We start from the raw sequence: 3,004 nt of genomic DNA on the forward strand, positions 1-3,004 counted from the left end.
GCGCATCTTGTCCACTGCAGTGCTTGCGTGACCGATGATGTGAAACTTGTCAAACGTGATCCGGGCGTTGGGCAAATGCTGGGTAACCCCCGAGATGAAGGCGGGCGACATGTCGATGCTGGTCTGGATGATGTTTTCGCACGGGCAGCCATGGTCTTCCAGGTAGGACGCCAGTTCCTTGATGGTTTTAGCATCGCGCCCTTCGGTTACAAACAACACGCGCCTGGCAACGGCATCAGCGGCCAGCGTGACGTAGCTGTGTCCCCTGGCACGCGAAGTCTCATCAATCGCCAGTGCCGTGACATCCGAGTGATCTGCCAAGCCACAGGCCATCTCAACATACTTTTCGCACACGGCCAGAACCTTGTGCGGCGACTCCCCGACAAGACGCGAGACGGCGGCAAATGGCATCTGGCCAGACAGCATCAGAATGAAGGCTTCAAACAGCAAGGTGAAGCCATTAAGTCGCCCGGCAAAATCAGGCTCGACCAACCGCACCGAACCGTTGGGAAGTTTCACGCGAGGCGTGCGAACTTGCAGATGGCACTCGTGTTGAAAGAAGTTCAGGTGCCGATACGTCTTGGCCACCGTGTCGTGCACACCATGCAGCCCATCGTGACCCGAGACTGCAAAGCGACTGCCGACTTTGAAGTCAATCAATATCGTCAAGGTCTTGGCACCTTCGTCGAACTCAACCGAGGCAACGCACCACGGGTCAGTGATGCCCAGGGCAGATTCAAACAGCTTGGCAGTCATCAATTCACGCTCAAAAGTTGATCAATATGGCAGAAGCTTACCCACTCAAATTTCAAGAGAACCGTTTTTTTGAAAGCCTCAATATCTGTGGCCACTTTGCCGATAAATAGGAAGAAGCCTATGGCTTTTTGAAATCCTTAATGGGCCAGTTGAAGTCAACTTTAAGCTTCTGACCCATGAATTTCTAAGTCGTTCCTGAAGGATGAATCATGCCCATTATTTCGAGCCCAGGCATTGGCAGTGGTGTGGACATCGCTGGTATTGTCAATAAGTTGTCTGATTTGGAGCGCCAGCCCTTGGTGCAGTTGAAAAAGCAGGTCGGAACCTTAGAGTCTCGCTTGTCGGTTTATGGGCAAGTCAAGTCCCAAATGGCCAGTCTGCAAGATGCGGCAGCCAAATTGAGCAGCAATGATGCCTGGTCACAATTCAAAGTCACCAGTTCAAATAGTGCTGCTGTCACCGCTACGGCAGGCAGCAGCGCGATGCCCGTTAAACTAGATCTGGAAGTTCTCAAATTAGCCAAAGGACAAGTCAGCAGCTTCGCAACTGTTGCGATGGATCAGACATTGAGCGATGGCACCCTGGAAATTCAACAAGGCAGTTGGGCCTCTGGTGTTTTTTCATCCAACGGGGGGGGGCCCACTGTCATCTCGATCAAGGGTGGACAAAAAACCGTCAGCACCTTCGCCGCAAAAATCAACAGCAGTGGCGGCAGTGTGCAGGCCTATGTGGTTCAAGATGTTTCGGGTGAGAGGCTGGTTTTGCGCTCACGCAATACAGGTAAGGATCAGGGTTTCAATGTCAGCTTTAAACCCTCTGATGCTGCGCCAGATCCTGGGTTTGAGCCTGCGGCTGCCGCATTGAGATTCATGAGCCCGTTTGGCGAACAATTCGCTCAAGATGCACAGTTCAAGGTGGATGGTATCGAACTGACTTCAGCGAGCAACACGATCACGCAAGCCCTGCCGGGGATGAGCTTTTCTTTGCAGCAAGTCAGCTCAACGCCCGTAAAAATCAGTGTTGAAAATGACCAAGAATCAATGAAGAAAAATATACAAGCATTGATCGATTCATTCAATGCCCTCAATTCAACCTTGGGCAATGCAGTGAAGTACAACACGGACAAGAAATCATCCGCACCGCTTCAAGGTGACTCCACTGCAGTCGGGGTTCAATCTGCGTTGCGAAGCTTGTTCCGCAGCGAAATGCCAGGATTTACATTTCAAAGACTCTCGGATGTTGGGATTTCTATTCAACGTGATGGATCCCTGGGTGTCGACTCTAAAAAATTTGAAAGTGCGCTGGCAAACCCCAGCGCCGTGAAGGCGTTGTTTACAGCCAGCACAGGATTTGAAAGTATGGGTTTTGCCAAAAAGGTTGAAACTTTCATCAAACATGCCCTGGACACCGATGGGCGTGTTGCCGCACGAGCCGACGCTTTGCAATCGGCGATCAAACGCAACTTGCAAGACCAGGAACGCGTCAACGATCGAGCGGATCGCGCTCAAGCGAGATTGATCAAGGTCTACAACAGCATGGACAGCAAAGTTGGAAGCTTGAATGCGCTGAACAGCTACGTGTCCCAACAGCTTGCATCCATGACCAAATGAATAACGATGAAAAAATCTGGCTCTGATGAATTTCAAGTGGGTTGCCCAGCATGAGGATTGATAGCGTGGAAGTCGAGTCTCCCGGCGATCAAGAAGATGACAGTCTTGATCGTTGTGATTCGCGTAAACCCACGCGCACGACGCTTGGATGCCTGGAACAAACCGTTGATGGCTTCGAGGAATCCGTTGGTCTGGCGTGTCTGCGCCCAGGCCACGATGCCTTCCATATGAGCGCGGATCATCTTGGCAACGTCCTTCATCGGTTCGACCTTGGAGCGCATCACGCATGTGCACCAGTGATCCAGCATGGTTCGCACAACGTTGATCTGCTTTCGATCAAGGATCTCACGCAACTGCTCTTTGTAGGACCACGCCCTGGCCGTGCGTTTGACGGTCATCTTGGCCATCAACGCAYCCAGTTCAGCTGCCGCCTCCGGTTTGAGCTTGGCTGTGTCTTTGAGCAAAGTCCAGCGCATGCCCTTGAGAGACTTGTCGGTCTTCTGCTCGATCCGGCGCATCTTGTCCACTGCAGTGCTTGCGTGACCGATGATGTGAAACTTGTCAAACGTGATCCGGGCGTTGGGCAAATGCTGGGTAACCCCCGAGATGAAGGCGGGCGACATGTCGATGCTGGTCTG

3 protein-coding genes are annotated in these 3,004 nt (G+C 52.2%); 1 reads left to right on the forward strand and 2 read right to left on the reverse strand.

All coding sequences use genetic code 11. The features are described from left to right. Positions 1-756, reverse strand: a 756-nt coding sequence (locus AMM33_RS12140; RefSeq protein ID WP_194945427.1) for a transposase, incomplete at its 3' end; no start/stop codon positions are given. Between the two features lie 209 nt (positions 757-965). On the opposite strand from AMM33_RS12140, the gene fliD reads away from it, so the two are divergent. Further along, the gene (gene fliD, locus AMM33_RS12145) at positions 966-2,366 is read left to right on the forward strand and encodes a flagellar filament capping protein FliD (protein ID WP_090141594.1); all 1,401 of its coding nucleotides are present in this window, start codon (positions 966-968) and stop codon (positions 2,364-2,366) included. Between the two features lie 32 nt (positions 2,367-2,398). Here fliD and AMM33_RS12150 read toward each other — a convergent pair. Next, a partial coding sequence (locus tag AMM33_RS12150) for a transposase (protein WP_194945428.1) occupies positions 2,399-3,004 on the reverse strand: 606 nt, incomplete at its 5' end.

The sequence above is a fragment of the Limnohabitans sp. DM1 genome (assembly GCF_001269385.1).
Taxonomy (GTDB): Bacteria; Pseudomonadota; Gammaproteobacteria; order Burkholderiales; family Burkholderiaceae_C; genus Limnohabitans_A.